We start from the raw sequence: 25,597 nt of genomic DNA on the forward strand, positions 1-25,597 counted from the left end.
GACTGGCCTCGCGCAACGCGCTGCCGCCCGACGCCGCGACCTCCGCCGGCGCCCCTTTCCTAAGCAACAGTTAAAGGGTTCGATCAATGCCACTCACCTCCCCCCGCCTGCACGTCCTGCGCACCTGCCTTGCTCTGGCCTTTCTGGGCGGCGCGCACGCCGCGCTGGCCGCCCCCGTCGCCCCCGTGCACGAGGCCGCGCAAGCCCAAAAGCAGGGCATGCTCGACACCATGCGGGACCTGGTCAATATCGAGTCCGGCAGCAAGGACGTCGAAGGCGTCGAACGCATCGCCGAACTGATCCGCGACCGGTTGAAGGCGCTGGGCGGCACGGTGGATATCATCCCGGCCACCGACGTGTTCCGCCTGGACGACACCCCCGAGAAGGTCGGCCCCATGGTCCACGCCGAATTCAAGGGCACCGGCACCAAGAAAATCATGCTGATCGCGCACATGGACACGGTCTACCGCAACGGGATGCTGAAAGACCAGCCGTTCCGGGTGGATGGCGACAAGGCTTACGGCCTGGGTATCGCTGACGACAAGCACGGGGTCGCGACCATCATCCACACGCTGACGCTGCTGCAAAAGCTGGGTTTCCGCGATTTCGGCACGTTGACGGTGCTGATCAATGGTGACGAGGAAATCAGCTCGCCCGGCGCCCGCAGCACCATCACGCGCCTGGGCGCGGACCAGGACGCCATTTTCTCGTTTGAAGGCGGCGGCGTGGAACCCCGCCTGACGCTGGCCACCAGCGGCATCGGCGCGGCGTACCTGACGGTGCAAGGCAAGACCTCGCACGCGGGCGCCCGCCCCGAAGGCGGTGTGAACGCGCTATATGAACTGGCGCACCAGCTGCTGCAGCTGGACAAGCTGTCCAAGCCCGAAGACGGGCTGAAGCTGAATTGGACGGTGGCCCAGGCCGGCACCAACCGCAATGTCATTCCTGGCCAGGCCACCGCCCAAGCCGACGCCCGCGCGCTGCGCGTGTCGGACTTTGACGCCCTGGCGCGCACGCTGGAAGAGCGCGTGCAGAAAAAGCTGCTGCCGGAATCCAAGGTCAGCGTGAAGTTCGAAGTGCGCCGCCCGCCGCTGGAAGCCACCGAAGCGTCCCGCGCACTGGCGCAACACGGCGTGAAGATCTACCAGGAGCTGGATCTGCCCATGAAGGTGGTTGACCGCGCCAGCGGCGGCGGCACCGATGCCGCCTTTGCGGCCTTAAAGGCGCGTGGCCCGGTGATCGAAGGCATGGGCCTGMGCGGCTTTGGCGCGCACTCCAATGATGCGGAATATATCCAGATCAACAGCATCGTGCCGCGTCTGTATCTGGCCAGCCGGATGATCATGGACGTGTCGCAGGACAAGGTGTCGTCGAAGTAAGCGGCTTTGGTTCGCCGCCGCGGCCCGTCATGGCCCGGCGGCGCAGCGCCTGCGACTGGCGCCCGCGCTTGAGCCCGCGTCTTGAGCCCGCGTCTTGAGCCGGGGCCTGTGCCCTATGCCGCGCCCGCTCTCCCCTCAAATCGCCCCCCAAGAAGGAGTATCCTTGCAACCCTGTCCATAAGAACCCCAAGCAACACCAAAATGACCGCAAAACTCCCGTCCTGGCCCTATTCCCGTTACATCGCGCACCGCGGCGGCGGTCGTCTGGCTCCGGAGAACACGCTGGCCGCCATGCGCGTGGGCGCCGAGCACGGTTTCACGATGTTCGAATACGACGTGAAGCTGAGCCGCGACAACGTGCTGGTGCTGATGCACGACGACAACGTCGATCGCACCTCGAACGGGCAAGGCCCGGCCGCGGACAAGACCTACGCCGAACTGGCGCAACTGGACTTCGGCAACTGGCACTCGGCCGCCTACGCCGGCGAACCGCTGCCCACGTTTGCCGCCGTCGCCCGCTACACGGTCGCCAACCACATCGCCAGCAACGTCGAGATCAAGCCCTGCCCCGGCCGCGAAGCCGAAACCGGCGCCGCCGTGGCGCTGGCCTGCAAGCAATTGTGGGCAGGCGCCAGCACGCCGCCGCTGCTGTCCTCGTTCGCCGAAGAAGCGCTGCAAGCCGCGCTGGAAGTGGCGCCCGAGATCCCGCGCGCGCTGCTGGTGGAAAAGGTTCCCGCCGATTGGCGCGAACGTCTGGTCAAATACGACTGCGTCGCCCTGAACATCAACCAGAAAGACGCAACCCGCGAACTGATCGACGCCGTGCATGCCGCCGGCTACCGGATCGCGGCCTGGACCGTCAACGACCCCGAACGCGCCCGCTTGCTGCTGGACTGGGGTATTGACGGCATTTTCACCGACGAGCTGGCCGCGATCCGGCCGGCCGCCTGAGGCAGAACGCCCCGTGTTCAGTTACCGCCACGCCTTTCACGCCGGCAACCATGCCGACGTGCTCAAGCACGCCATCCTGGTTCACACCCTGGATTACTTCAACAAAAAAGACGCGCCCTATTGGGTCGTGGACACGCATGCCGGCGCCGGCCTGTACAACCTGGACGGCGACTGGGCGAATAAAACGTCCGAGTTCGTCGACGGCATTGGCCGCCTGTGGGACGCCAAAGACCTGCCCCCGCTGCTGGCCGACTACGTGGCCCGCATCCGCGACTACAACACCAATGGCCGCCTGAAGCGCTACCCCGGTTCGCCGTGGCTGGCGCTGGACGTGATGCGCCCGTCGGACCGGCTGCGCCTGTTCGAAATGCATCCGACCGAAATCGACACGCTGGTCGTCAACCTGGAACACCAGGGCCGCGCTGCGCAACGCCAGACGACCATCTACGGTGACGACGGTTTCGAAGGCGTCAAAGCGCTGCTGCCGCCGCCAACGCGCCGGGGCATGGTGCTGATCGACCCGTCGTACGAAGACAAGCACGACTACCGCCGCACCCTGATCACGGTGAAGGAATGCATCAAGCGTTTCGCCACCGGCACGATCGCCGTGTGGTATCCGCTGGTGCAACGCCGTGAAGCCAGCGAAATGGCCCGCCATTTCGAAAACCTGAAGGTCAAGAGCTGGCTGCACGCGACGCTGACCGTCAAAAAGGCGACGATTGACGGCTACGGCCTGCACGGCAGCGGCATGTTCCTGATCAATCCGCCGTGGACCTTGCACGAAGGGCTCAAGCAAGCGATGCCGTACCTGGCCCGCGAACTGGGGCAGGACGAACGCGCAGGCTTTACGTTGCAATACCGCGAGAATCCGTTCCCCGTGCCGAAGAAGCAGTCGGACGATTGACGGGTTTTGTGCGAACGAAAAAATGCCGCGATTTTTGATCGCGGCATTTTTTTTGACCGAGTGATGGGGTTTCGCGCGATGGGCGAAGCGCGATACGGCGATCACAAGCACACCGCTGACGATCGCGCTTAACCCATCACACCGTTTCCTGCTCCGCCGCCTCGCTACGCAACGCTTCCTGCGCCCGAGCCAGCTTCGCCGCCGCATCCCGCAACGCGGTACGCAGGCCTTCTTCGATGACCGGGTGGTAGAACGGCATTTCCAGCATGCGCGCCACCGTCAGTTCCTGCTGCACGGCCCAGGCCAGCAGGTGACCGATGTGTTCGGCACTCGGCCCCACCATTTCGGCGCCCAGGAAGCGCCCCGACGCGATGTCGGCGTACACGTGCAGCATGCCCTTGTTCTTCAGCATGACGCGCGAACGGCCTTGATCGCTGAAATCCACTTCGCCGACCACGAACGTACCCGGGATCAACCGGCCATAACCCTGCCCCGCCAAGGCAATCTGCGGGTCCGAGAACACCACCGCCAGCGGCGCGCGGCGCAAGCCTTGGCGCACCTCGGGGAAGCGCACCGCGTTTTCACCCGCGATGCGGCCTTCGTCCGCGGCTTCGTGCAACAAGGGCGCATCCGCATTGGCGTCACCCGCGATGAAGATGGGCGAATCGCCCGCCTGCATCGTTTCGCGGTCGAACACCGGCACACCGTGCGCATTCAGTTCCAGCGACGTGTTCTCCAGCCCTAAGCCGTCCACGTTCGCGCGGCGGCCCGTGGCTACCAGCGCATAGTCAAAGCGTTCCGTACGTTCGCTGTTATCCAGCGTCACGTAACGCACTTCCACTTCGTCGCCCACGCGGGTGGTTTCCAGCACTCGGGCATCCGGGTCCAGATAGAACTCGCGCTGGAAAATCTTGCGGGCGGACTGGCGCACTTGCGGGTCGCTGATGCCGCCCAGGCTGCCGCTGACGCCAAAGACGCGCACATCCACGCCCAGCCGCGCCAGCGCCTGCCCCAGCTCCAGCCCGATGACGCCGGGGCCGAACACGGCCACGCGGCGCGGCAGGTCGTCCCACGCAAACACGTCATCGTTCACGACGAGGCGGTCGCCCAGCGCGCGGAACGGCGGCGGCACCGACGGGCGTGAACCCGTTGCGATGACAACGCGCGACGCATGCACTTCAGTGTGCTCGTCCACGCGCAGCACCGTATCGGACACGAAGCGGGCATAGCCGCGCAGCTTGTCTTCGGCGGGAATGTTCTCGACGCCTTCCAGCACAAAGCCCACGAAGCGGTCACGCTCACGCTTGACGCGGTCCATCACTTCCACGCCGTCCACCGAGATCTCGCCACTGACGTGCACGCCAAACGCCTCGGTATGCGCGGCGTTGTGGGCGGCTTCGGCCGCGGCGATCAGCAGCTTGGACGGCATGCAGCCCACTCGGGCGCAGGTGGTGCCATAGGGTCCGCCTTCAATCAGCAGCGCGCGCTTGCCCGCGGCCTTCGCGGCGCGATAAGCGGCCAGACCGGCGGTGCCGGCGCCAATGACGGCGATATCGGTGTGCAGAGTTTTCATGATTGGGGTTCCCCCATAGGTTGCGGGTAGCAGGGATTCAAAAGGCGAGTTCCGCCTTATTACGCATCCTTGGGACGAACAGCGTCCGGCGGCGCCCGTGACGGGCCGCAGCAGGAATGCAATAAGGGTGCGTAAAAAGGGAAACTCGAGCGGCCTGGCCTGGCCTTCAACTCGGCGGGCTTTAACGTGTCAGCCTCAGCCCGGCGGCAACGGGACGGCGAACTTGCGCCGCCCCGTTGCGCCGGCCAGGCGGGGAATGCTCCCCTGCCCGGCTGACAGACTGGCTGACCGACTTAGGCTGCGAAGTGCGCCTTCAGGTCTTCCAGGCCGCCGATCAGCGCGCCATTGATGAACACCTGAGGAGCGGTGCCCTTGCCGGACACAGCGCCGATCACACGGCCCCGGACCTTGTTTTCCAGCGGGATTTCGATCGGGGCGTAGCCCTTTTCATCCAGCAGCGCCTTGGCTTCCACGCAGAACGGGCAGCCCGGCTTGGAGAACACGACCACCTGGTCGGGCTTCTTGGCCGTGGGGGCAATGTGAGCCAGCATCGTGTCGGCGTCCGACACTTCAAACGGGTCGCCTTCCTTTTCCGGTTCGATGAACATCTTCTGGACGACGCCGTCCTTCACCAGCATCGAATAGCGCCAGCTGCGCTTGCCGAAGCCCAGGTCGCTCTTGTCGACCAGCATGCCCATGCCTTCGGTGAACGCGCCGTTACCGTCGGGCAGCAGCGTGATGTTGGCCGATTCCTGGTCCTTGGCCCATTCGTTCATCACGAACGTATCGTTGACCGACACGCAGACGATGCTGTCAACGCCAGCGTTGAAGAACGCGGGAGCCAGTTCGTTGTAGCGCGGCAAGTGGGTGGACGAGCAGGTCGGCGTGAAAGCGCCGGGAAGCGAGAAGACGACAACCGTCTTGTTCTTGAACAGATCGTCGGTCGTGACCTTCTTCCACGTGTTGTCTTCACGGACGGGGAACGTTACGTTCGGAACACGTTGGCCTTCGCGGTTTTGCAGCATTCAAATCTCTCCTTGGGTAGCGGGGTTTGTTTAACCACCATGGAAAGAATGATAAATCTCAGCTATCGATTAAGCAAATTTAATTAACTAAATTGATCGATAGCTTTTTGCAATGAACAAATAACTGCTGGAAAAGAGGATCTATCATAAACCGCCTTTCCAGCAGTGCAGCATGCAGGCTTATACGCGCGCCGGCTCGTAGCCCGCATCGCGGATGGCGGCTTCGACCTTGTCAGCCTGGTCCGTCCCCGTGATGGTCACGCGGTGCGTGGGCAGGTCCACGGTAACGGTCGCGCCCGGGGCAGCCTGGTTCACGGCGCCGGTGATGGTCTTCACGCAATGGCCGCAAGTCATGTCAGGCACTTGGAATTCGATGCTCATCGTTTTTCTCCGTAAGTTCTTCAGGGTAGCGGGACGTTTTTTCCACGCCATGGAGCGAACTTTAAACGTTCCCATCATGGCAAGGTCAAGCGTAGAATGGCGCTTGACCTTCCCACGATGGGAAGGATGAAACTGCAAGCTCCCCTCCAAAACGAGAACAGCCATGAGCGTTGCCAGCCCCTCAACCACCCAGTTGGAACTCGCCATTGAAGGCATGACGTGCGCGTCGTGCGTCAAGCGCGTGGAAAAGGCCCTGACCCACGTTCCCGGCGTCGCCCAGGCTCAGGTCAACCTGGCGACCGAACGCGCGCTGGTGTCGTATGACCCGTCCTCGGCCCAGCCGCAAGCGATGGTCGATGCCGTCATCAAGATGGGTTACGAAGCCCGGCCCATTGCCGCGCAGGACGACCACGCCGAACGCCAGTCCCAAGCGCGGGACGCCGAAGCCCAGCGCTTGCAGCGCGCCTTCACCGTGGCGCTGGTGCTGACCTTGCCCGTGTTCCTGCTGGAAATGGGTTCCCACCTGATTCCCGCCATGCACCATTGGGTGCTTGCCACTATCGGCCAGCAAAACAGCTGGCTGCTTCAGTTTGTGCTGACGACTGCGGTCTTGGTCTGGCCGGGCCGCCATTTCTTCACCAAGGGGTTTGTGGCCCTGTGGCGCCGCGCGCCCGAGATGAATTCGCTGGTCGCGCTGGGCGCAGGCGCAGCGTGGGGCTATTCGGTGGTGGCGACCTTTGCCCCCGATTGGCTGCCCGAAGCGGCGCGCAACGTCTACTTCGAGGCCGCCGCCGTCATCGTGACGCTGATCCTGCTGGGCCGCATGCTGGAAGCGCGCGCCAAGGGCAAGACCGGCGCCGCCATCAAACGTTTGATCGGCCTGCAACCGCGCACGGCGCGCGTCATGCGTGATGGCCAGGCGCTGGATGTGGAAATCGAAAAGGTAAAAACGGGCGACATCGTCGTCGTGCGGCCGGGCGAAAAGATTCCGCTGGATGGCGACATCATCGAAGGCACGTCCTACGTTGACGAATCCATGCTGACCGGCGAACCGGTGCCCGTCGAAAAGCAGCCCGGCATGCAAGCCACGGGCGGCACCTTGAATACATCGGGCAGCTTCACGCTGCGCGTCACGCACACGGGCGCCGACACCATGCTGGCCCGCATCATCCGCATGGTGGAAGCGGCCCAAGGCGCCCGTTTGCCCATCCAGGCGCTGGTCGATCAGGTCACCGCCTGGTTCGTGCCCGCCGTGATGGCCGCCGCCCTGCTCACTTTCCTGACGTGGTTTTTCCTGGGGCCCTCGCCCGCGCTCTCGCATGCGCTGGTGAACGCCGTGGCCGTGCTGATCATCGCCTGCCCCTGCGCGATGGGGCTGGCGACGCCCACGTCCATCATGGTGGGCACGGGCCGCGCGGCCGACATGGGCGTGCTGTTCCGCCAGGGCGATGCATTGCAAACGCTGCGTGATGTGAACGTGGTGGCCTTTGACAAGACCGGCACGCTGACGCTGGGCAAGCCCACGCTGACGGAACTGGAACCGGCTGCGGGCCATGACGGCAACGACGTTCTGCAATGGGTAGCTTCGGTGCAAGCGCGGTCAGAGCATCCGATTGCGCTGGCCATTGTGGCCGCCGCATCGGAACGCAAGATGGAACTGCTGCCTGCCGACGGCTTTGCCGCCATCACCGGGGCGGGCGTTGAAGCGACCGTGGCCGGCCGCAAGGTGCTGGCGGGCGCCGCGCGCTTGATGGCCGAGCGCGGCGTGGACGTCAGTGCGTTTGGCGCGCGCGCCACGGATTGGGGCAATGAAGGCAAGACGCCCATCTATGTGGCGATCGACGGCCAGGCCGCCGCCATGATGGCCGTAACGGACCCGATCAAGCCGTCGGCCGTGTCCGCCATCGCGGCGCTGCATGCGCAAGGCTTGAAGACCGCCATGATCACCGGCGACAACCGCTACACGGCCAACGCCGTCGCGCGCCAACTGGGCATTGATGAGGTGCGCGCCGAAGTGCTGCCCGACGGCAAGGTGGACGCCATCCGCACGCTGCGCGAAGGCGGCCGCAAGGTGGCGTTCGTGGGCGACGGCATCAATGATGCGCCGGCGCTGGCGGCGGCCGACACGGGTATCGCCATCGGCACCGGCACGGACGTCGCCATCGAAGCCGCGTCGGTGGTGCTGATGGCCGACGACTTGCACGGTGTGCCCAACGCCATCGCGCTCAGCCGCGCCACGCTGGCCAACATCCGCCAGAACCTGTTCTGGGCATTTGCCTACAACGCCGCGCTGATTCCGCTGGCGGCCGGCGCCTTGTATCCGGCGTTCGGCTTGTCCTTGTCGCCCATCTTCGCCGCGGGCGCGATGGCCTTGTCCAGCGTCTTCGTGCTGGGTAATGCGTTGCGCCTGAAGGCGTTCCGGCCGCGCGCGGCGCAGGCCTGATCTACCGGAGACCCATGATGAATATCGGCGAAGCCGCAAAAAGCTCGGGCATTTCGGCCAAGATGATCCGTTACTACGAAAGCATCGGCCTGATCGGCCCGGCCGTGCGCACCGACTCGGGCTACCGCGTGTATAGCGACCATGATCTGCACACGCTGCGCTTCGTGCGCCGCGCGCGGGACCTGGGCTTTTCCGTGGAGCAGATGAACGAGCTGCTGGCGCTTTGGAAGGACCGCAGCCGCGCCAGCGCCGACGTCAAACGGATTGCGCTGGAACACGTAGAGGAATTGGAGCGCAAGGCGCAAGCCCTGCGCGACATGGCGGCCACGCTCAAGCATCTGGCGCAGCATTGCCATGGCGACGACCGGCCGGATTGCCCGATTCTTGAGAACCTGGGGCAGTCGCACTAAGAGGCGTCAGCGCAGACGCGTCGGCAAGCCACCAAGGCCTGCCGGCTCAGACGCATCAAACTCCAAACGGACCGGAGCAAACAGGCCGGAGCAAACGGGCCGGCGTTGCGACCGGCCCGATTGCTTGGGACTAGCTTTGCGCTTCGCCCGGGGGCTGTTCGGCCTGTTCAGCCTGCTCTGCCTGTTCCGCTTCCGCCGCAACGCGTGCGTGATACGCATCCGTCGCCGCTTGTTTGGACGCCGCCTTCTCCGCCGCTGCAGCAGCCTTGGCTTCTTCCGCCGCGATGGCATCAGCCGCGGCCTGGATGGCGCGCTGACGGGCGCGTTCCTTCACTTCCGCAACACCCGCCGCATCCAGCGATTTGAACACGGCGATGGATTCCACGTGGCCCGTGTGCGGGAACATGTTGATCACGCCGGCGCTCTTCAAAACATAGCCGCCTTCATGCACCAGGATGGCGGCGTCGCGCGCCAGCGTGGCCGGGTTACAGGACACGTAGACGATGCGGCGCGGCCGTTCTTCCGCCGACAATTCCGACAGCGCCTGCGACACGGCGTGCGCGCCTTCGCGCGGCGGGTCGATCAGCATGCGGTCGAAGTAACCCAGGCTGCGCAGCCAATGCGCATCCACTTCAAACAGGTTCAGCGTGGCGAAGCTGGTGCGGTCGCCCAAGCCATGGCGCGATGCGGCGTCAAACGCGCGGTCGGTCAGCGCCTTGCTGCCTTCCACGCCCACGGCTTCGCGGCCTTGGGTGGCCAGCGGCAACGTGAAGTTGCCCAGGCCACAGAACAAGTCGGCCACGCGGTCGGTGGGCTGCACGTCCAGCAGCTTCAACGCGCGCGACACCATCGCGCGGTTGATGGCGTGGTTGACCTGCGTGAAGTCTGTGGGCCGATACGGCATGCGCAGGCCGAACTCCGGCATCGTGTAGGACAGCGTGTCGTCGTGTTCCCGCTCCAACGGATGGACGGTGTCCGGGCCCTTGGACTGCAACCACCACTGCACGTTGTGCTCGGCGGCGAAGGCGCGCAGGATCGCGATGTCGCCATCGGTCAGCGGCAGCAGATGGCGCAGCACCAGCGCCGTCACGCCTTCACCCAGCGACACTTCAATTTGCGGCATGCGGTCGGGCGCGGACATCGAGCCGATCATCGCGCGCAGCGGCATCAGCAAGTCGCTGACGTGACGCGGCAGCACATGGCATTCGCGCATGTCGGCCACGTAGCTGCTCTTGCGCTCGTGAAAGCCCACCAGCACGCCGCCCTTCTTCGGCACGACCCGCACCGACAGGCGCGCGCGATAGCGGTAGCCCCAGGTCGGGCCTTGCAACGGCGGCAGAATCAGCGCCGGGCGCAGCTTGCCCACGTGCCAGAAGGTGTCTTCCAGCGAACGCTGCTTGATGGCCACTTGCGTGCTGGGCTCCAGGTGCTGCATGGCACAGCCGCCACAGACGCCAAAGTGCGGGCAACGCGGCACCACCCGTTGCGACGACGGGCGCAGCACTTCGTCCACCCGCGCAATCTCATAGGACGGCTTGCGGCGCAGCGTCACGGTGGTGACCCGCTCGCCCGGCAAAGCGCCTTCCACGAACACCACTTTCCCCTCGCGGCGGGCGATCCCCCTGGCTTCCAGATCCAGGGACTCGATACTCAAAACGTCTGACATCTCACGCAGTCCAGAATTACACGCAACCCATGATTGTAAAAGGACTCCGGGCTTTCACGGAAATGGTCTTTGAGGGGGCCGGTGCACCGCGCCCTGCATTGGGGGTCAGGCTGCTTGCCTGAGGCGCTTTCGAGACGATTGCAGCCATACCGCCGCCATCGCCGCCCCAGCCGCCACCGCCCCCATCAAGGGCAGCGCCGGCAACCCCGCCCAGGCGATCGTCAGGCTGCCCAGCCCGCCTCCCACCGCGGTTCCCAAATTGAACGAGGCAATGTTCAGGCCAGCGGCCACCGCCGTGGATTGCGGCGCGTGGCGTTGCGCCAGCTTCAACAGGCGCAGCGTCAGCACGGTCACGATGCAGAAGAACACCAGCCCCAGCGCCCCCGCCAACGCCACCACCATCCAGGCGGAATGCCTGGCCAGGTAGAGCCCCAGCAAGGTGGCGGCCAGCCCCGTCAGCGCCAGCAGCGCGGCGCGGTCCGGGTCCATCTTGTCGACCAGGTAACCGCCCAGCAGGTTGCCGGCAATGGAGAAAAGGCCGAACAGCAGCATCGCGGTGCTGAGCCAGGTGACGTCTGCCCCCGAGATTTGCAGCAGATAAGGCGAAATGAAGGTGAAGAAGCAGAACGTCGACACGCTGACCAGCGCGCCCACCCCCGCCGTCATCAGCATGCGCGGGTGGGCGATGGCCCGCAAACCCGCCCAGGCGCTGGGCCGGTGTTGCGGCGATTGCGCGCCGGCGTCGCGAGCGGGCATGCACCACCACAAGCCCGCCATCCCGACCAGCGCCAGCACGCCGATGGCGGCAAAGACCGCGCGCCAGGACCAGACGCTGCCCAGGAAAGTGCCTAGCGGCACGCCCAACGCCAGCGCCAGCGTCAGGCCGATCCACACCACGGCCACCGCCCGGCCGGCGCGCGCCTCGTCCACCAGCCGGGTGGCCGCATCGGACGCTACCGCCATGAACACGCCATGCGCCAACCCCACGCCGAAGCGCACGACCAGCAAGATGGGCAGGGTTGCGGACACGCTCATCAACGCGCTGCCCAACGCCAGCACGGCCATCGCCCAGCCCAGAATGCGGCGGTCTGGCCAATGGGACACCAGCGCCGTAATCAAGGGTGCGCCAATGGCCGCGCCAAAGGCATAGGCGGCGATGGCGCTGCCCACCGCTTCGATGCGGGTGTGCAAGCCATCGGCCATGGCAGACACAAGCCCCGCCACCACAAATTCAGACAGGCCGAATGCAAACGTGCAGACGGAGAACAAATAGACAGCAACAGGCATGGAGCATTCCGACTCAGCAACAGGAAAGCCGAGCTTAGGGAAACGCCCTCAGGCCGTAAAATATATTATTTATTAGCTAATAAGACGCTAAAAGTCTTATTTGATCTGACGAATCGTGTCGATCAGGCGGTCGCGCACGGGAGACACCTGGCCCGGGTTCCACGCCATCAGCAGATCCAGATGCTGCATCGGCGCAGGCGCATCCACCGCAATGGGCCGGAACACGATATCGCCCCGCCCCGGCTGGGCCAGCGACGCGGGCAACAGCGCCACGCCAAAGCCCGCCGACACCAGCGCGGCCACCGTTTGCAACTGCCGAGCCTCTTGCGCCACGCGTGGAACGAAACCCGCCGCTTGGCACAGCTGAATCAACTGATCGTGAAAGCCCTGCCCCAGCCGCCGCGGCGACGCCACAAAGGGCTCGTCCTTCAATGCAGCCAGCTCCACCACACCGGCGGCAGCCAGCGGGTGCTCCGCCGGCAATGCCACGTGGATGGGCTCGCTTAGCAGGGTCTCGAATTGCAGGCTGGGCGTGGTGGCGCCCGGCGCGCGCATGAAGCCGATATCTGCCCGGCCGGCCTCCAGCGCCAGCACCTGTTCCTGCGTGGTGGCCTCTTGCAGCGTGAATGCGACGGCCGGGTAGCCGCTGCGAAAATCACGCAGCGCGCGCAGCAGCGACGCGTAAGGCGAGATGTTGATGAACGTCAGCGTCAGATGCCCGTCCATGCCCTGCGCCACACGCCGCGCGTGCGCCACGCCTTCCTCCAGCGAATCAAGAATACGGCGGGCCGATTCCAGGAACGCGGCGCCAGCCGGTGTCAGCGCCACGCTGCGGTTGGTGCGTTCGAACAGGGTTGCGCCAATCTCGCTTTCCAGACGGCGTATGGCCTGGCTAAGCGGCGGTTGCGCCATGTGCAGGCGCTGCGCCGCGCGATTGAAATGCAAGGTTTCGGCAACGGCGACGAACTGCCGCAACAAGCGAGTTTCAATCATCGAAATATTCGGCTGCCCCATTCGACTGGCCCGCTTCGAAAAATCAATCCAGCTCGGCGCGTGAAAACAAATCTTGCACCAGGCGCCAGTCTTCGCACGCGGCCTTGAATGCCAGGCTAAACGCCTTGAGCGCGTCGCTATCTTCCGAATACGCGCAGAAGGTATCGGCTTCGGGATCAAAATCGATCTGATCAGAAAGTTCGGGCATCTTCTCGTTCAGGAAGACCAGCGCCAACGACACCCAGTCGTAGCCGGTACCCAAAAAGCCCTCTTCCCTTCTGCGCCTGAAGACTTCGGCCTTGTACTCCCCCACGGTGAGGGTTACCGAATAGCTGCCTTCATATTCCGTCCAGGAAAATGGCTTGATTGATTCTTCAAAATCGATGGTCACTGCGCTCGAAGCTCCTTGAATAGCCTGCCGCCACGGTGGCGGACATGCATCGATGCCGCGCAAAACGCGTGTGCGCGGCGTCGCGGCCGCGACCATTAAAGGCAATTATCGGGATTCCCGCAAACCGGATGCGCGCAATCCGCATAAAAAAAGGGGAATTGAAGGGGACTGCCCCATCAGGCAGTCTCCATCAATCCCCCCAAAGGTCGACGCCGATGAAAGCGCCTCCACGGATTTCACATCAGAACGAGCGCGATACCGAGAAGACGGCGCCCAGGCGGCCGGACGGATGGCCGTACTTGGTGGGCAGCCAGTTGTCCTTGGTGGCGCCCACTGCCGCCAGGCCCAGCACCCAGCCCTTCAAGTCCTTCGTGACGCCAACTTTGTAGTCGACGTAATGGCCGATGGAGTCGCCGTCCATGTTCGATTGGTTCTTCAGCTTCTGATAGCCCAAGTGGCCCAGCAAGCCCCAGCCATCACCCAGGTCAAAGGTGGCGGTGCCATCCAGATACCAGGTGCCTTTGCTGTCAGGCGTGCTGAAAAAGTCGCTGGGCGTGTACGAATACTTCAGCGAGTAGTTGCCGTAGGACGCGCCCAAATAAAGATCGGTGTTGTTGTAGTTACCACCCTTGGGCGAGCTCGATCCCGGGTAGTAGTAGTGCAGCACCCCGGCGTCCAGCGTGAAGCCGCCGCCGACGTCGCCCTTCCAGCCGCCGTAGAAGTCCATTTCCAGGTTGCCGTCGGTGAAGACGAAATTGGACACGTTGGAGTTCCAGTTACCCAGGTAGAAGCCCGAGCTATGGGTCAGGTCAACGCCCAATTGCGCGGCAGGCCGGAAGTCGGTCTGGGAGTAGCCGCGGAAACGGTAGTCGCTGGCGATGGTGGCGTTACCGCTAAGCGAAAAACCGCCCCCCAGATCGGTGGGTTCGGCCTGAGCCGTCGAGGCGAAACAAGCGGCAAGCGCAAAAGGCAAGGCTAGCAACGTCTTCTTCATGGTGCGGAGTCCTGATCGGATTTAACGAGGAGGAGGACGGCCTGTGGCGCATCCATCTGACCGGCTTTGCAGCGGTGGTTACCGGCTCTCTTTCCATGAAGCAATGTCCGTGCCAGGTTTCAGCGGGGTGACAAACGGCTTGCAGCGCGTTGAATCTTTGCGGCCATGCACCAGAATCGTGCGAGCGGCGGCGTGGCGATGATGGCTGATGCATCAAAACGGGGAATCCGCGCCAACGTGGTTCATAGGCGGGATACCGTACCCGGTGCGAATGAGGGGGTGGCCGCGGGGCCGATAAAAAAGCCCCGGCACGCGTGGGGCATGACCGGGGCTGGGCGGGCGTTGCCCGCTGCCGTTCAAGCAGCGGCGGGCGGCGGGCGGCGGGCTTACTTTGCCCAGTGGTGAGGCAGCGGGTGCCTGCGGGCTTAGTTCGCTGCGGGCGGAGGCGGCGGGGGAACGTCACCGGCAGGCGGCGGCGGGGGCAGACCACCGCGGCCCTTGCCGTGACGCTCTTCCATCTTGGCGTGACGTTCCTGCATCTTGGCTTCGCGTTCCTTGACGATCTTCGTCACTTGGCCGCGCTGGGTGTCGTTCAGGCTGTCCCAAACGGCCAGCCATTGGTCGCGCACCTGCTTGGCCTGCGTGCTGAATTGGTCACGCGACTGCTCGGATTGCGTGGCCAGCGCACGCGGGTCCAGTTTGTTGCTGTCCAGTTGCGCCTTCAGCAGATCATGGCGCTTGCCACCGGCCGCGCGCATGGCTTCATGCAGGCTGCGCTGGCCGTCCTGCGCGGTCTTGAACAAAGCTTGCTGCTTGTCGTCGAGCTTCAGCTGGTCAACTTGCGCCTTGGACACGGGGCCCAGGCCGGGAATGAACAAACCGTCGCGCATGCCCTTATGGAACTCGCCGCGCGGGCCGTGGTGCTGCATGGCAGCGGGGCCGCCGTCAGCGGGAGGCGGCGGTGCGGCCACGGCGGAGCCCGCCACCAGACCGCTCGTCGCGGCGACAAATGCAAGAGCGGCCAAATTGGTGCGAATCGCGAATCGGGACATGTGTGTCTCCTGAAAGTGAAGAAAGCGAGGCCATTGTGCGGTGCGCCCGGTTTCAACCAGGTTTCGTGCCTGCCGACCATGTTTCAGTCGATTGCGCCTGCGCCAGACGTGAAGACGGGGCCATGACGGCCCCGCGCTTCGTGTTGCCGACCTCGTCCGCAAGCGGATCAGGTCGCGTCCCACGCCGCCATGTATTCCTTCCAATGCGGCGCATCGCTAGCCGACAGCGTGTCGCGCACCAGCGCAACTTCGGCGTCGTAGCCCGTGCGGTCAAGCTCGCCGCGCAAAAAGCGGAAGCGGCAATAGACCAGCCAGGTGTTGACGACATCGGTTTCGCAATAGGCGCGGACTTCGTCGGCGCGGCCCGTGTTCCAGGCTTCCCACACTTTGCTGCCGTCCATCCCCAGCTTGCCGGGAAAGCCGCACAGCTTGGCCAGGTCATCCAGCGGCGCGTTGGCGCGGCCGTTGTACTTGGCCAGCACGTCCATCAAATCCACATGGCGCGTGTGATAGCGGGCGATGTAGTTGTTGAACTTGAAGTCGCGGTCTTCTTCGCCCATGTCCCAATAGCGCGGCGCAGGCACGCCCAGGATCAGGCTGCGGTAATGCAGAACGGGCAGGTCGAAACCCGAGCCGTTCCAGCTCACCAGCTTGGGCGTGTAGCGTTCGATGGTCTTGAAGAAGCCGGCCAGCAAGGCGGCTTCGGGATCATCAGGCTGGCCCAGCGTCTTGACGCGGAAACCCTGGTCGTCGCGAAACACGCAGCCCACCACCGCCACCTTGTGCAGATGCAGCGGCAGGAAGTCGTGTCCGACGGCCTCGCGGCGCGCGGTCAGCGCGCGCTCGACCACTTCCTGGTCAGGGACCTCGGGCCCCCAGCCGTTGAGCTTGCGCAGCCCATCGGCATCGGGGATGGTTTCAAGGTCGAATACCAGGGTGGGCGTCATTTGGTGGGCAGGTACTGCATCGGGTCAACCGGCGTGCCTTGGCGGCGAATCTCGAAGTGCAGGCGCGGCGACGTGGTGTCGCTTTGGCCGAGCTCGGCGATCTTGGCGCCGCGCTTGACGTTCTGGCCCGTCTTCACCAGCAAGGCGCGGTTGTGCGCATAGGCGGTGATGAAACCGTTTTGGTGTTCAACGATGATCAGGTTGCCCAGGCCGCGCACGCCGTTGCCGCTGTACTTGACCAGGCCATCGGCTGCGGCGGTGACGGGGTCACCCAGCGCGCCGGAGATATCGATACCCTTGCTGCTGGCGTTGAACGTCTGCACGATCGAGCCATTGGCGGGCCATGCCCAGTTGATGACGTTGGCGTCTGCCGCGCGCGGGGCGGGCTTGGTGTCAACGGGAGCTGGCGCTGGCGCGGGCGTGGCATCCGGAGGCGGCAACGACGCGACCGGCGCGTCGGGCTGCTGATCCAGAGGACGCGGCTGCGGCTTGGCGCTGGCAATGGGCGCCGACTGCGCGCCACCGCCGCTGCCGGCCGACATCTTCAACACCTGGCCAACCGAAATCTGGTTGGGATCGCTAAGGTTGTTCCAGCGCTTGACGCTTTCCATGTCCACATTGTTGGCGCGGGCGATCTTGTAGAGCGTGTCGCCCGGCTTGACCACATAGCTGCCACCGGGCGCTGCCGTCGGTGCAGGTTGCCCGCCGGTCATGTCGACCACCGGAGCGCGAGTTCCTTTTGATGCGCAGCCCGCCAATATGGCCAGGCTGAGTGCCCCCGCAATAAAAAGCGGACGGCGAAGGCGCGTCATGGACGCGCCCATAGTCATAGCGGTCAGTTGCGACTGCCCGTTGAGCATACGTTTCTCCTGTTTGCTCAAGATTGTATTCCGGCGCGTAGCGGCACAAAGCGCACGGCCTCTAATTCAGTTCTTTTCCAGCTGGCCGCGCCCGTGCGTTCGATCAGCACCAGGCGCTGGTTCGTGCCCCCTTCCGGGGCGATGAGGCGTCCGCCTGGCGCAAGCTGCGTGAGCAGCGCTTGCGGAATGGCCAGGCCAGCGGCAGCCACAACGATAGCATCGAACGGCGCCACGCCGGGCAGGCCCAAGGTGCCATCGCCATAGATCAGGCGAATCCTGGTGGTCAGCCGCAAGGCGCGCAGATGCTCGCGCGCCAGCTCGTACAGCCCGCGGATACGTTCGATGGAATGGACCTCGCGCACGAACTGCGCCAGCACCGCGGCCTGGTAGCCGCAACCGGCGCCCACTTCCAGCACGCGCGTGGGTGCGCGGTCTTCGCAGGCGGCGGCAATCATGCGCGCCACGACCCACGGTTGCGAGATGGTTTGCGAATGGCCGATGGGCAGCGCCGCGTCTTCATAAGCGCGGCTGGCCAAGGCCTCGTCCACGAACAGATGGCGCGGCACGGCGGACATGGCGTTCAGCACGCGTTCGTCGCTGATGCCCTGCCCGCGCAAGCGCTGCACCATGGCCTGGCGCAAGCGGTCAGAGTTCAAGCCCAGGTTGCTGCCGGCGGCAGGCACAGGTGCTTGCGCTGGACGCTGCAACGTCGGCGCAGAGATACGCGTGTTGCTGTTCGTGGCCGTGATGCCGGGGCCGAGGCGGCCTGAGTCGTAGCGGACCGGGCTGGGCCGGCCTGGCACGGCCTGGGACACGTCAGGTTGGCTTACGCGTTTACGCATAGCGGCTCTGCCCAAGTGCGGATTTCATCCAGTTGGCTGTGCTGCGTCAGGTCCAGCCGCAGCGGCGTCACCGACACGATGCCCTGCTCCACCGCGTGGAAATCCGTGCCGGGGGTGGCGTCGGCCGCCAAGCCTACGGGGCCGATCCAGTAAACGGTATCGCCGTACGGCGTGGTGGTGCGCACCACGGGCTGCGACGGATGCCGCTTGCCCAGCCGAGTGACGGCGAACCCGTGCAGGTCGTCGAAGCGGCGGTTGGGGATGTTGACGTTCAGCAAGACGGGCGCGGCCAGGGGCTTGGCCAGATGGCGTTCGACGACCAGACGGGCGGCGCGCGCAGCGGAGTCGATGTGTTCCCAGCCTTTCTCGGCCAGCGAAAACGCAATGGCCGGGATGCCGAACAGATAGCCTTCGCTAGCCGCGGCGACCGTGCCCGAATAGAGCGTGTCGTCGCCCATGTTGGCGCCGTTGTTGATACCGGACACGACCAGATCCGGCCGCGTATCCATCAGCCCCGTCAGCGCCACGTGGACGCAGTCGGACGGCGTGCCGTTGACCGCGATGAAGCCGTTGGACGCCGTACGCACCGACAAGGGGCGGTTCAGCGTCAGGGAGTTCGAGGCGCCGCTGTGGTTGGTCTCGGGCGCAACGACGGTGAGATCGCCCAGGCCTTCCAGCGCGGCAACCAGCGCTTCAAGCCCAGGGGCTGAGTAACCATCATCGTTCGAAACCAGAATTCGCATTGTGCATCCGAAAGAAAATAAAACGCGCGTGGACGTGTCGGATTGTACCGTCCGCAGCCGGACCCTGTATGACTGCCTGCGACAAGCGGGCGCCGACGCCACGCTCGATAACCCGTACCCAGGGCCGCCCCCGGGCGCGGTAGAATCCGCGCCATTACGACAACAACGGACTCCCTTTCCATGGCGATTACCGAACCCTCCCTGGCGTTCACCGCTGCGCTCATCCTGCTGGCCTACCTGATCGGCTCCGTGCCGTTCGCCGTAGTCGTCAGCAAGCTGATGGGGCTGCAAGACCCCCGTAGCTACGGGTCCAAGAACCCTGGCGCCACGAACGTGCTGCGCACCGGCAACAAGACGGCGGCTGCGCTGACCTTGCTGGGCGACGCCGCCAAGGGATGGTTCGCGATCTGGCTGGCTGAGCAGCTGGCCCCCGGCATCGCTCCGGCTGGCCTGGCCCTGGTGGCGCTGGCCGCCTTTGTCGGCCACCTGTACCCCGTATTCCTGGGCTTCAAGGGCGGCAAGGGCGTTGCGACGGCGCTGGGCGTGCTGGTGGCGATTCAGCCCTGGCTGGCCGTGGCCACCGCGGCCACCTGGCTGATCATTGCCATCTTTTTCCGCTATTCCTCGCTGGCCTCGCTGGTGGCGGCGTTCTTTGCGCCGGTGTATTACGTGTTCGGTTCAGGCCTGGCCTGGTATGCCCAGCCCGCCATGGGCATCGCGCTGGCCGTCATCGGCGTTCTGCTGTTCTACCGCCACCGCGCCAACATCACGCGCCTGGTGCAAGGCACCGAAAGCAAAATTGGCGGCGGCAAGAAAAAATAAGCGGTCTTCCGAGACGCGCTTTTCGATGAAAAAGGCGGCCTGGCCGCCTTTTTTTATTGCCGGATGCGCTTGCCGGATGCGTTTGCCGGATGCGTTTGCCGACTGCGTTTGCCGGATGCGTCTGCCTACTGACTTTGCCTACTGCCTTTGCCGACTGCCTTCACCGACGGCTAAGCGATATCCGCCAAGTCCCAGCGTGGCTTGACCGTAAAGCTGTGCGCATCCGGGTCCAGCGTCACCAAGCCCGCCTTGACTCGCTCGGCCGCCGCAAAGGCGATCATCGCGCCGTTATCGGTGCACAGTTCCAACGGGGGAAAGTACGCCTGGGCGCGCAACGGCTTGAGGGCCGCGGCCAGCTTGGCGCGCAGCAGCTGATTGGCGCCTACACCGCCCGCCACCACCAGCCGGCGCAGCCCGGTCTGCTTCAGCGCCTTGATGGCCTTGGCCGCCAGCACATCCACAATTGCGCCCTGCGTGGCCGCCGCCAGATCGGCGCGGGTCTGGTCGTCCAGCCCGCCCGCCTTTTCCGCCGCCTTGACCCGCGTCAGCACAGCCGTTTTCAAACCGCTGAAGCTGAAATCCAAGTCACCACTGTGCAGCATCGGCCGGGGCAGCTCGAAGCGCGATGCGTCGCCCTGGCCCGCCAGCTTGGCCAACGCGGGGCCGCCGGGGTAGCCCAGGCCCATCAGCTTGGCCGACTTGTCGAAGGCTTCGCCTGCGGCGTCGTCCAGCGTTTCGCCCAGCAATTCGTAGCGGCCCACGCCGTCCACCCGCATCAGTTGCGTGTGGCCGCCAGACACCAGCAGCGCCACGAAGGGAAAGTCGGGCCGCGGGTCGGCCAGCATCGGCGACAGCAGATGCCCTTCCAGGTGATGGATGCCGATGGCGGGCAGATGGCGAGACCACGCAAACGACTGCGCAACGCTCGCGCCCACGAGCAGCGCGCCCGCCAGGCCCGGGCCGGCCGTATAGGCCACGGCGCCGATGTCCGACATTTGCAGGCCTGCCTCTTCCAGCACCTGACGGGTCAAGGGGACGACGCGGCGAATGTGGTCGCGCGAGGCAAGTTCCGGCACCACGCCACCATATTCCTGGTGCATGGCGATCTGGGTATGCAGCGCGTGCGCGAGCAGACCTCGTTCCGTACAAACGGCTGCGACACCGGTTTCGTCGCAGGAGCTTTCAAAGCCGAGAATAATCATGGCGGCAGAGTTTACAACTGATGCGAAAATACGCCTGTTTCAAAATTGCGGAGGCCCTCCGGCCGCCGCCCACAACAACCTATAAGCCTGCAAACCCATTGGGGACTCGAATGCTGGAGAAGCTATTCAAGCTGCGTGAACACGGGACTACCGCGCGCACCGAGATCGTGGCCGGTCTGACGACCTTCCTGACGATGTCATACATCATCTTCGTCAACCCGGACATCCTGTCGTCCACCGGCATGGACCGCGATGCGGTCTTCGTCGCCACCTGCCTGGCCGCCGCGCTGGGCTCGCTGGTGATGGCGCTGATCGCCAACTGGCCGATCGGCATGGCGCCGGGCATGGGCCTGAACGCGTTCTTCGCCTTCACCGTGGTCAAGACCATGGGCTACACGTGGGAACAGGCGCTGGGCGCCGTGTTCATCTCGGGCGTAATCTTCCTGATCCTGACGATATCGGGCATACGGGTATGGCTCGTCAAGGGCATTCCGCATTCGCTGCGCAGCGCCATTGCCGCGGGCATCGGGCTGTTCCTCGCCATTATCGCGCTGTCCAGCGCCGGCATCGTCGTTGCCCACCCGGCCACCAAGGTCTCGTTGGGTAACCTGACAACGCATGGCCCGCTGTTCGCGATTCTGGGCTTCTTCATCATCGCGTCGCTGGACGCGCTGCGCGTGCGCGGCGCCATCCTGATCGGCATCATCGTCGTGACGGTGTTGTCGATGGCGATGGGCTACAACGAGTTCAAAGGCATCTTCTCGGCCCCGCCCAGCCTGGCGCCCACGTTCTTGAAGCTGGACATCATGGGCGCGCTGCACAGCGGTTTCGTCCACGTGATTCTGGTGTTCGTGCTGGTGGAAGTGTTCGACGCCACCGGCACGCTGGTGGGCGTGGCCAAGCGCGCCGGCCTGGTGCCGGAAGGCAAGCCCAACCGCTTGGGCCGCGCCCTGTTCGCCGACAGCACCGCCATCGTCGCAGGCTCCGCACTGGGCACCAGCAGCACGACGGCGTTTGTGGAAAGCGCCTCGGGCGTGCAGGCAGGCGGGCGCACCGGCATGACCGCACTGGTCGTCGCCCTGCTGTTCCTGGCCGCTTTGTTCATTTCGCCGTTGGCCGGCGCCGTGCCGGCCTACGCCACCGCCCCCGCCCTGCTCTATGTGGCCGGCCTGATGATGCGCGAGCTGATCGACATCGACTGGAACGAAGTCACCGAAGCCACGCCGGCCGCCCTGACGGCGCTGGTCATGCCTTTCACGTACTCCATCGCCAACGGCATTGCCTTCGGCTTCATCAGCTACGTGGTGCTGAAAACCGCCACGGGCAAGGTCCGCGACGTGCATCCGGCCACGTGGCTGGTGGCGGTGCTGTTCGTGATCCGCTACGCGTTCTTCCCGGAATAAGCGGCGTCTGCTCGCAACGAAAGCCGCCCGGCATGGCCGTGGCGGCTTTTTTATTGCGCGCGCGCGGGGCCGATCAGCGCAGGCAATCATCAAGATAGTCTCAGCCAATACAACCCGCCCGCCCACAAGGTTGCTGCCGGTTCAGCTTGATTTCGCCGATACACTCCCCATGTATCACGGTATATGGAGTCCACCTTGCGCCTTACCCGATTTGCCCCCGCACTGCCGCCCTGTCACGCCTTGCACGCTGAGGTGTCCGCATGAGCGCCCTCGCCCGCATTCCGTTCTCGGTCCTTGACCTGGCCCCGATTGTTCAGGGCCGCGATGCGGCTGACGCCTTCCGCAATACCGTGGCGGTGGCGCAGCACGTTGAACGCTTGGGCTACAAGCGCTTCTGGCTGGCCGAGCATCACAACATCAATGGCGTGGCCTCCAGCGCCACGGCGGTGCTGATTGGCCACGTTGCAGGCCATACGAGCACGCTGCGCGTCGGGTCTGGCGGCATCATGCTGCCCAACCATGCGCCGCTGGTCATCGCCGAACAGTTTGGCACGCTGGAAACGCTGTACCCGGGACGTATCGACCTGGGCTTGGGCCGTGCGCCCGGCAGCGACGGTGCGACCCAGCACGCGCTGCGCCGCGGCCCCCGCAGTGGCCTGGAGTTCCCGGCGCTGGTCGAGGAATTGCGCGGCTTCCTGGCGGCGTCACGCCCGGGACAGCCGGTGCGCGCCATTCCCGGCGAAGGCCTGGATATTCCGATCTGGCTGCTGGGCTCCAGTGATTTCAGCGCCCGTCTGGCCGCGGAATTGGGTCTGCCCTTCTCGTTTGCGGGGCACTTCTCGCCCGAGGGCATGGCGGCAATGCGCTTGTACCGGCATCTGTTCAAGCCATCGGCCACACTGGCCCGCCCGTACGCCATGATCGGCGTGCCGGTGGTGGCGGCGGAATCCGACGAGGCCGCTCAGCGCCAGGCCACCACGCAGCAGCTGAAATTCCTGTCGCTCGTGCGCGGCCACCGCCTGCAATTGCAGCCGCCGGTCGAGAATATGGACGGTTTGTGGAACGAATGGGAGCGTGAAGCGGTCAATCAAAGATTGGGCGCGTCCATCGTGGGCGGACCCGATACCGTCAAGCGCCGTCTGGAAGCGCTGGTGGCCGAAACGGAAGCCGACGAAGTCATGATCGTGTCCGACTTCTTCGACATCGCCGACCGCCTGCGCTCCTTCGAAATTGTCGCGTCGTTGAAGAACGACGCCGGCGTCTCCACAAAAACCGCGGTCTAAAGCACCGCTGACTGCGCTCTCCATAGCGCTAACCATTGCGACGCAGCTATCGACGGCTCTACTATTACCGACAGAGCGCGTGGCACATCAAGCGTCGCCGAATCAGGTCCGGGGCAGGCACACCCTGAATCTCTGACACCGCCTTTTGCGCCGTGCATCGCGGCAAGGATACAAAATGAGTATTGTTGAACTCACCAAAGACAGCTTCCAGGACGCCATCACCCCCGACGGCACCCTGATCGTCGACTTCTGGGCTCCCTGGTGTGGCCCCTGCCGTGGTTTTGCTCCCGTGTTCGAGCAAGCCGCGACCGAGCACACCGACGTCACGTTCGCCAAGGTGAACACTGACGTTGAGCAGGAATTGGCCGGCGCCCTGGGTATCCGCTCGATCCCCACGCTGATGGTCTTCCGTGAGAAGGTCCTGCTGTTCTCGCAACCCGGCGCCTTGTCGGGCGGCCAGCTGAACGAGCTGCTCGCCAAGATCAAGGAAGTGGACATGGAAAAGGTCCACCAGGAAATCGCCGCGGCGCAAGACAGCCAGAACGCGTAAACAACTAAGGGGCCCCACAGCGGGCCCCTTTTCATTGTTGCGCGGGATTCATTCAGGTCCGGGTCACGACACCAGTTCCCAGGCCGAGCGCCCCCGCGTGATGTTGGCGACGGTGACCTCCAGGTCACTTACCGCAGTGCGCGGCACCACGAAGCACAGCGCCACGCCCTCTTCATTGAAATCTTCCTGCAGCACCACCGCGCCCGCCTGCGCCAGCCGCGACTTCAGCAGCGCCAGTTCCGCAAAGCCGCACGTGCAGGTCACGGTTGCCAGGTCCACGATTTCGGTGCGTTCGCCCAGACGCAGGCAATTTGCGGCGCAGCCGCCGTAGGCCCGCACCAAGCCGCCCGCCCCCAGCTTGATGCCGCCATACCAGCGCACGACCAGCACCGCCACGCGGTCCATGTCCTGCCCTTCGATGGCTTGCAGAATGGGACGGCCGGCCGTGCCGCCGGGTTCGCCATCATCGTTGAATCGGTATTCCTGCCCGATGCGGTAGGCCCAGCAGTTGTGGGTGGCTTCGGGGTCGCTGCGCTCGGCAAAGAATCGCATCGCCTCGTCCACCGTGGCGACCGGCGCGGCGTAACCGACAAAGCGGCTTTTCTTGATGTCTTCCTGATACGAGCAAGGAGCGGTCAACGTGTGCGTCATGCCCGGCATTGTAAGTGCTGGCGCACGCGCGTCTCTAGCCGTGGCAGTCGGGGACTTCCTGGTCCAGATAGACGTCGAAGGCGACGTCGCGCGCCCATTTCGCCGTCATCGCTTTCCAGGCGCCCGCGCGATCCCAGGCCCGCATTTCGTCCGCCAGCCAGGCGCGGCCCGCGGCGTCATGGGCGGGTAGCAGCCATACGCGATCGCGGCGCGCGCCATCGGGAGCCAAGGTCGAAGAGAATTTTTTCCATTCGGGAAAGCGCACCAGCGGTTCCCAGACGGTGTCGTCCACCAGACCGATATCGCACGCGCCTTCACGCACCGCGACCAATGCATCCGACGGCACGCGGTACGTGCGCACCACCGCGCCCCAACTCTCGGCGAGCTTGCGGGCATCAGTAGCCGCTTCGGCCATGCAGACGCTGCGGCCTTGCACATCAGACGGCTTGCGCCAGCGCGTGTCGCTGCGGATAACGGCCTTGGGCCGCGTGCCGTAGCCCGTGGGCTGCACTGCCACGGCTTGCGGTTGGCCGGCGGCGCTATCCGCCAGCACCACATCCACCTGCCCTGCGGACAAGGCCGCGGCCGCGTCTGCCGCGGCCACCTGATGCAAGCGCACCGGCAGCCCCAGGCTCTGGCCGAGCTTGTCGGCCATGTTTGCGTCCAGCCCATCGGGCGTGCGGATCTTTGCGCCCGCCACGGGAGGCGGGGCCAGATACGGCACGCCCACCACCAACTCACCGCGCGCTTTCGCGGCGGCAAAGCCAGCGGGTTGCGCATGCGCCATGCCGGTCAGCAAGGCGCATGCGGTCAGCAGAGCAAGGGAAAGGCGGCGCATGATGCGT

25 protein-coding genes are annotated in these 25,597 nt (G+C 64.9%); 9 read left to right on the forward strand and 16 right to left on the reverse strand.

Annotated elements, in window-relative coordinates; genetic code table 11:
• The first annotated feature begins 86 nt into the window (after window positions 1-86).
• The 3 genes from AC1DSJ_RS18720 (at window position 87) to AC1DSJ_RS18730 (ending at window position 3,234) form a co-directional block, all read left to right on the forward strand.
• Window positions 87-1,379: a M20/M25/M40 family metallo-hydrolase gene (locus tag AC1DSJ_RS18720; RefSeq protein WP_476760364.1), complete on the forward strand. Its 1,293-nt coding sequence runs from the start codon at window positions 87-89 to the stop codon at window positions 1,377-1,379.
• Window positions 1,380-1,580: 201 nt separating this feature from the next.
• On the forward strand, window positions 1,581-2,330 hold the full coding sequence (ugpQ, locus tag AC1DSJ_RS18725) for a glycerophosphodiester phosphodiesterase (RefSeq protein ID WP_441371010.1): 750 nt from the start codon (window positions 1,581-1,583) through the stop codon (window positions 2,328-2,330).
• A gap of 13 nt (window positions 2,331-2,343) precedes the next feature.
• The gene (locus AC1DSJ_RS18730; protein ID WP_054421803.1) at window positions 2,344-3,234 is read left to right on the forward strand and encodes a 23S rRNA (adenine(2030)-N(6))-methyltransferase RlmJ; all 891 of its coding nucleotides are present in this window, start codon (window positions 2,344-2,346) and stop codon (window positions 3,232-3,234) included.
• A gap of 136 nt (window positions 3,235-3,370) precedes the next feature.
• Here AC1DSJ_RS18730 and AC1DSJ_RS18735 read toward each other — a convergent pair whose 3' ends face one another.
• The 3 genes from AC1DSJ_RS18735 to AC1DSJ_RS18745 all read right to left on the reverse strand — a co-directional run bounded on the left by AC1DSJ_RS18735 (window position 3,371) and on the right by AC1DSJ_RS18745 (window position 6,213).
• Window positions 3,371-4,807 (reverse strand): dihydrolipoyl dehydrogenase, encoded by a 1,437-nt coding sequence (locus AC1DSJ_RS18735; RefSeq protein WP_441371009.1) that lies wholly within the window; start codon window positions 4,805-4,807, stop codon window positions 3,371-3,373.
• A gap of 293 nt (window positions 4,808-5,100) precedes the next feature.
• Entirely contained in the window at window positions 5,101-5,832 is a 732-nt protein-coding gene (locus AC1DSJ_RS18740; protein ID WP_054421800.1) for a glutathione peroxidase, read from the reverse strand.
• Between the two features lie 180 nt (window positions 5,833-6,012).
• Window positions 6,013-6,213 carry a heavy-metal-associated domain-containing protein gene (locus AC1DSJ_RS18745; protein WP_054421799.1) on the reverse strand — a complete coding sequence of 67 codons (201 nt, stop codon included), beginning with the start codon at window positions 6,211-6,213 and terminating at the stop codon, window positions 6,013-6,015.
• 163 nt (window positions 6,214-6,376) lie between these two features.
• Between AC1DSJ_RS18745 and AC1DSJ_RS18750 the strand changes: the two genes are divergently transcribed.
• Together AC1DSJ_RS18750 and cueR are read left to right on the forward strand one after the other, a co-directional pair.
• Window positions 6,377-8,656, forward strand: a complete 2,280-nt coding sequence (locus AC1DSJ_RS18750; RefSeq protein WP_175169036.1) for a heavy metal translocating P-type ATPase — start codon at window positions 6,377-6,379, stop codon at window positions 8,654-8,656.
• A gap of 17 nt (window positions 8,657-8,673) precedes the next feature.
• Complete coding sequence (cueR, locus tag AC1DSJ_RS18755; protein ID WP_054421795.1) at window positions 8,674-9,066, forward strand: Cu(I)-responsive transcriptional regulator; 393 nt, start codon at window positions 8,674-8,676, stop codon at window positions 9,064-9,066.
• Between the two features lie 130 nt (window positions 9,067-9,196).
• Here the strand turns inward: cueR and rlmD are convergent, their stop codons facing one another.
• The 10 genes from rlmD to surE form a co-directional block, all read right to left on the reverse strand.
• A complete protein-coding gene (rlmD, locus tag AC1DSJ_RS18760; RefSeq protein ID WP_441371008.1) occupies window positions 9,197-10,732 on the reverse strand; it encodes a 23S rRNA (uracil(1939)-C(5))-methyltransferase RlmD in 1,536 nt (511 codons plus the stop codon).
• A gap of 105 nt (window positions 10,733-10,837) precedes the next feature.
• Complete coding sequence (locus AC1DSJ_RS18765) at window positions 10,838-12,019, reverse strand: MFS transporter (protein WP_441371007.1); 1,182 nt, start codon at window positions 12,017-12,019, stop codon at window positions 10,838-10,840.
• Window positions 12,020-12,115: 96 nt separating this feature from the next.
• On the reverse strand, window positions 12,116-13,012 hold the full coding sequence (locus AC1DSJ_RS18770; protein ID WP_441371006.1) for a LysR substrate-binding domain-containing protein: 897 nt from the start codon (window positions 13,010-13,012) through the stop codon (window positions 12,116-12,118).
• A gap of 43 nt (window positions 13,013-13,055) precedes the next feature.
• Window positions 13,056-13,403 (reverse strand): Imm51 family immunity protein, encoded by a 348-nt coding sequence (locus AC1DSJ_RS18775; protein WP_054421790.1) that lies wholly within the window; start codon window positions 13,401-13,403, stop codon window positions 13,056-13,058.
• Between the two features lie 241 nt (window positions 13,404-13,644).
• The gene (locus AC1DSJ_RS18780; protein ID WP_054421788.1) at window positions 13,645-14,397 is read right to left on the reverse strand and encodes a TorF family putative porin; all 753 of its coding nucleotides are present in this window, start codon (window positions 14,395-14,397) and stop codon (window positions 13,645-13,647) included.
• 425 nt (window positions 14,398-14,822) lie between these two features.
• Window positions 14,823-15,449, reverse strand: a complete 627-nt coding sequence (locus AC1DSJ_RS18785) for a hypothetical protein (RefSeq protein WP_441371005.1) — start codon at window positions 15,447-15,449, stop codon at window positions 14,823-14,825.
• A 167-nt stretch (window positions 15,450-15,616) separates the two neighbouring features.
• The gene (locus AC1DSJ_RS18790) at window positions 15,617-16,396 is read right to left on the reverse strand and encodes a 3'-5' exonuclease (protein ID WP_054421784.1); all 780 of its coding nucleotides are present in this window, start codon (window positions 16,394-16,396) and stop codon (window positions 15,617-15,619) included.
• Window positions 16,393-17,256, reverse strand: a complete 864-nt coding sequence (locus tag AC1DSJ_RS18795; RefSeq protein ID WP_054421782.1) for a peptidoglycan DD-metalloendopeptidase family protein — start codon at window positions 17,254-17,256, stop codon at window positions 16,393-16,395. The genes AC1DSJ_RS18790 and AC1DSJ_RS18795 overlap by 4 nt, the downstream gene beginning before the upstream one ends.
• Before the next feature lie 17 nt (window positions 17,257-17,273).
• The gene (locus tag AC1DSJ_RS18800; protein ID WP_054421780.1) at window positions 17,274-18,098 is read right to left on the reverse strand and encodes a protein-L-isoaspartate(D-aspartate) O-methyltransferase; all 825 of its coding nucleotides are present in this window, start codon (window positions 18,096-18,098) and stop codon (window positions 17,274-17,276) included.
• Window positions 18,083-18,841, reverse strand: coding sequence for a 5'/3'-nucleotidase SurE (surE, locus tag AC1DSJ_RS18805; protein ID WP_054421778.1), 759 nt, complete (start codon window positions 18,839-18,841; stop codon window positions 18,083-18,085). The genes AC1DSJ_RS18800 and surE overlap by 16 nt, the downstream gene beginning before the upstream one ends.
• 180 nt (window positions 18,842-19,021) lie before the next feature.
• On the opposite strand from surE, the gene plsY reads away from it, so the two are divergent.
• Window positions 19,022-19,663, forward strand: a complete 642-nt coding sequence (plsY, locus tag AC1DSJ_RS18810; protein WP_054421776.1) for a glycerol-3-phosphate 1-O-acyltransferase PlsY — start codon at window positions 19,022-19,024, stop codon at window positions 19,661-19,663.
• A 170-nt stretch (window positions 19,664-19,833) separates the two neighbouring features.
• Here plsY and tsaD read toward each other — a convergent pair whose 3' ends face one another.
• Window positions 19,834-20,865: a tRNA (adenosine(37)-N6)-threonylcarbamoyltransferase complex transferase subunit TsaD gene (gene tsaD / locus AC1DSJ_RS18815; RefSeq protein ID WP_175169040.1), complete on the reverse strand. Its 1,032-nt coding sequence runs from the start codon at window positions 20,863-20,865 to the stop codon at window positions 19,834-19,836.
• Between the two features lie 110 nt (window positions 20,866-20,975).
• Here tsaD and AC1DSJ_RS18820 point away from each other — a divergent pair, with 110 nt between their 5' ends.
• From AC1DSJ_RS18820 to AC1DSJ_RS18830, 3 genes are all read left to right on the forward strand, one after another.
• Window positions 20,976-22,268: an NCS2 family permease gene (locus tag AC1DSJ_RS18820; protein WP_054421772.1), complete on the forward strand. Its 1,293-nt coding sequence runs from the start codon at window positions 20,976-20,978 to the stop codon at window positions 22,266-22,268.
• Window positions 22,269-22,528: 260 nt separating this feature from the next.
• Window positions 22,529-23,551 carry an LLM class flavin-dependent oxidoreductase gene (locus AC1DSJ_RS18825; protein WP_054421770.1) on the forward strand — a complete coding sequence of 341 codons (1,023 nt, stop codon included), beginning with the start codon at window positions 22,529-22,531 and terminating at the stop codon, window positions 23,549-23,551.
• A 175-nt stretch (window positions 23,552-23,726) separates the two neighbouring features.
• Window positions 23,727-24,101 (forward strand): thioredoxin family protein, encoded by a 375-nt coding sequence (locus AC1DSJ_RS18830; RefSeq protein ID WP_006222300.1) that lies wholly within the window; start codon window positions 23,727-23,729, stop codon window positions 24,099-24,101.
• 63 nt (window positions 24,102-24,164) lie between these two features.
• Here the strand turns inward: AC1DSJ_RS18830 and AC1DSJ_RS18835 are convergent, their stop codons facing one another.
• The gene (locus AC1DSJ_RS18835) at window positions 24,165-24,752 is read right to left on the reverse strand and encodes an IMPACT family protein (RefSeq protein ID WP_346550026.1); all 588 of its coding nucleotides are present in this window, start codon (window positions 24,750-24,752) and stop codon (window positions 24,165-24,167) included.
• Window positions 24,753-24,786: 34 nt separating this feature from the next.
• The gene (locus tag AC1DSJ_RS18840) at window positions 24,787-25,590 is read right to left on the reverse strand and encodes a transporter substrate-binding domain-containing protein (protein ID WP_054421768.1); all 804 of its coding nucleotides are present in this window, start codon (window positions 25,588-25,590) and stop codon (window positions 24,787-24,789) included.
• Window positions 25,591-25,597 lie beyond the last annotated feature (7 nt).

The sequence above is a fragment of the Achromobacter sp. 01N37 genome, assembly GCF_056399725.1.

What these genes read in the sequence shown, in the direction of transcription:
- AC1DSJ_RS18795 (WP_054421782.1), bottom strand. Translation starts at nt 17,256, where the DNA reads ATGCTCAACGGGCAGTCGCAACTGACCGCTATGACTATGGGCGCGTCC.
- AC1DSJ_RS18770 (WP_441371006.1), bottom strand. Translation starts at nt 13,012, where the DNA reads ATGATTGAAACTCGCTTGTTGCGGCAGTTCGTCGCCGTTGCCGAAACC.
- AC1DSJ_RS18800 (WP_054421780.1), bottom strand. Translation starts at nt 18,098, where the DNA reads ATGCGTAAACGCGTAAGCCAACCTGACGTGTCCCAGGCCGTGCCAGGC.
- AC1DSJ_RS18825 (WP_054421770.1), top strand. Translation starts at nt 22,529, where the DNA reads ATGAGCGCCCTCGCCCGCATTCCGTTCTCGGTCCTTGACCTGGCCCCG.
- cueR (WP_054421795.1), top strand. Translation starts at nt 8,674, where the DNA reads ATGAATATCGGCGAAGCCGCAAAAAGCTCGGGCATTTCGGCCAAGATG.
- AC1DSJ_RS18790 (WP_054421784.1), bottom strand. Translation starts at nt 16,396, where the DNA reads ATGACGCCCACCCTGGTATTCGACCTTGAAACCATCCCCGATGCCGAT.
- AC1DSJ_RS18740 (WP_054421800.1), bottom strand. Translation starts at nt 5,832, where the DNA reads ATGCTGCAAAACCGCGAAGGCCAACGTGTTCCGAACGTAACGTTCCCC.
- AC1DSJ_RS18820 (WP_054421772.1), top strand. Translation starts at nt 20,976, where the DNA reads ATGCTGGAGAAGCTATTCAAGCTGCGTGAACACGGGACTACCGCGCGC.
- AC1DSJ_RS18840 (WP_054421768.1), bottom strand. Translation starts at nt 25,590, where the DNA reads ATGCGCCGCCTTTCCCTTGCTCTGCTGACCGCATGCGCCTTGCTGACC.
- AC1DSJ_RS18735 (WP_441371009.1), bottom strand. Translation starts at nt 4,807, where the DNA reads ATGAAAACTCTGCACACCGATATCGCCGTCATTGGCGCCGGCACCGCC.
- AC1DSJ_RS18750 (WP_175169036.1), top strand. Translation starts at nt 6,377, where the DNA reads ATGAGCGTTGCCAGCCCCTCAACCACCCAGTTGGAACTCGCCATTGAA.
- ugpQ (WP_441371010.1), top strand. Translation starts at nt 1,581, where the DNA reads ATGACCGCAAAACTCCCGTCCTGGCCCTATTCCCGTTACATCGCGCAC.
- plsY (WP_054421776.1), top strand. Translation starts at nt 19,022, where the DNA reads ATGGCGATTACCGAACCCTCCCTGGCGTTCACCGCTGCGCTCATCCTG.
- AC1DSJ_RS18745 (WP_054421799.1), bottom strand. Translation starts at nt 6,213, where the DNA reads ATGAGCATCGAATTCCAAGTGCCTGACATGACTTGCGGCCATTGCGTG.
- AC1DSJ_RS18765 (WP_441371007.1), bottom strand. Translation starts at nt 12,019, where the DNA reads ATGCCTGTTGCTGTCTATTTGTTCTCCGTCTGCACGTTTGCATTCGGC.
- AC1DSJ_RS18785 (WP_441371005.1), bottom strand. Translation starts at nt 15,449, where the DNA reads ATGTCCCGATTCGCGATTCGCACCAATTTGGCCGCTCTTGCATTTGTC.
- rlmD (WP_441371008.1), bottom strand. Translation starts at nt 10,732, where the DNA reads ATGTCAGACGTTTTGAGTATCGAGTCCCTGGATCTGGAAGCCAGGGGG.
- surE (WP_054421778.1), bottom strand. Translation starts at nt 18,841, where the DNA reads ATGCGAATTCTGGTTTCGAACGATGATGGTTACTCAGCCCCTGGGCTT.
- AC1DSJ_RS18780 (WP_054421788.1), bottom strand. Translation starts at nt 14,397, where the DNA reads ATGAAGAAGACGTTGCTAGCCTTGCCTTTTGCGCTTGCCGCTTGTTTC.
- AC1DSJ_RS18830 (WP_006222300.1), top strand. Translation starts at nt 23,727, where the DNA reads ATGAGTATTGTTGAACTCACCAAAGACAGCTTCCAGGACGCCATCACC.
- AC1DSJ_RS18835 (WP_346550026.1), bottom strand. Translation starts at nt 24,752, where the DNA reads ATGACGCACACGTTGACCGCTCCTTGCTCGTATCAGGAAGACATCAAG.
- tsaD (WP_175169040.1), bottom strand. Translation starts at nt 20,865, where the DNA reads ATGATTATTCTCGGCTTTGAAAGCTCCTGCGACGAAACCGGTGTCGCA.